The sequence below is a fragment of the Collinsella sp. AM41-2BH genome (assembly GCF_003468085.1).
Lineage (GTDB): Bacteria > Actinomycetota > Coriobacteriia > Coriobacteriales > Coriobacteriaceae > Collinsella.
This window is the reverse complement of sequence record NZ_QSGH01000041.1, coordinates 440-2,026: the sequence shown is the minus strand read 5'-3', so window position 1 is coordinate 2,026 and position 1,587 is coordinate 440. Positions and strand designations below refer to the sequence as shown.

The following is a 1,587-nucleotide window of genomic DNA, read 5'->3' as shown; positions in this document are numbered from 1 at the left end:
TCGTCGGCGCGTTCTTCGGCGTGCTGGCGTAAGGGCCCGGCTGCATAGATTTTCGTTGCAACCTGGAAAGGGGATGGAGCAGGCCTATGCCCTCCATCCCCTTTTTGTATAGAAGGAGTTCGTATGTTCGCGAAGGATCGCGAAGCAATGCGCCTGACGCCGGCAGAGGTCAGGCTGATTCTTATTGAGTCCCTGCAGTGGTGCGCCAACAACGCGGTCTACTTTTTGGGGCTTATCGGTGCGGCCACGTATGATTTGGCTGGCACGGCCTTTTTGGTTGCCGCCATTACGCTCGTGCGCAATCTTATGACGTCGGTGGGCAATATGGTGTCGGGCTCGGTCATCGATCGCTTTGGACCGCGCCGGACGTCGTTTGTGACGTGCGTGATTACGGCAGTGCTATCGCTTGGCGTGGGGTTGGCGCCGTTGTCTGTCCCCGGGCTTGTGTTTGCCGCGTGCGTCTTGGGACTTGCGGGCGGCTTTATCAACACCTGCACGCATGCGTTTCCGGGATACCTGGAGTCGACCACCGAGGGCCGTACCCGCGTGAACGGCCTCATGGTGTTCTACAGCAATATCGCCTATACCGCTGGCCCGCTGCTCGGCGGTGCCATCGTGAGCTGTTTTGCCACGCAATCGGTCTATCTGCTCATGGCGGGCATGATGGGTGTGGCGGCCGTGCTCTCCTTGGGCTGTCACGAGTGTGTTGCTCCTGCAAAAGGGGAGAAGCCGAAGGGCGGTATTTTGGGCGGCATGGCCGAGGGTGCGCGACTTACGTTTCGCGACCACGACCTGCGCCTCATCTTTATCTCGGGCTTTTTGGGTTTCTTTGCGTTTGGCGCGTTCGATTCGCTGGAGTCGTTGTTCTATCGCGATGTGCTCAACGTGGATATCGTCTGGCTGGGCTGGCTGTCCTCGGTCGTGGGCCTCACTTCCTCGGTGGGCGCGTTCATCCTGACCAAGCTTTCTGCCCGCCATGTCAACCTGCGATTGCTGCTCGGCGCGCTCATGGCCGTGGGCATTGGGTCCATGGTGTACGTGGGCACCGATATGCTGGGGGTCGCGATTATCGGTCAGGCGATTAACGGTCTGGCCTGGGGATTCCTGGAACCGCTGCAGATGATCTTGATTCAGGAGCGCACCGACATCAAATACCTGGGGCGCATTACCGGCTTTGTGCGTTTTGGCCTGATGAGCGCCGGCGTGCTGCCGCTGCTGGCGGCTCCGTTTTTGGCGGAGGCTTTGGGCGTTCAGGCGGTGCTGTTTGGGGCATCGACCATTATTGCGCTGGTAGGAACGCTGTTCTTTGTCACACAAGGGAGGCGCCAGAGGCGTTAGCTATACATTCAATTCTAATTTAATACCACTCACCAGAGAATTTCGACCGTTCACCGAGGATTGGAGCAGATTGATAAGTGGTATTAAAAACACATTAGGTGTATGTCTATAATTGGTATCGAAAAGAAACGCGATGTATAGAGTTGCGTGCAGGACAGAAAGGAAAAGCCATGAAGGAAACCGAGAAGATCGAGATCATGCACTTTAGCCAGGAGGGCTACGTCGAGGACGGCAAGAACGTCTACGAGG

Annotated in this window: 1 protein-coding gene; it reads left to right on the top strand. The window is 57.1% G+C overall.

Annotated elements, in window-relative coordinates; translation table 11 throughout:
- Positions 1-123: 123 nt before the first annotated feature.
- A complete protein-coding gene (locus DW899_RS10360) occupies positions 124-1,338 on the top strand; it encodes an MFS transporter (RefSeq protein ID WP_199570320.1) in 1,215 nt (404 codons plus the stop codon).
- Positions 1,339-1,587 lie beyond the last annotated feature (249 nt).

Excerpts from the sequence above, each read along its gene's own strand:
- DW899_RS10360 (WP_199570320.1), top strand. The coding sequence starts at position 124 with ATGTTCGCGAAGGATCGCGAAGCAATGCGCCTGACGCCGGCAGAGGTC.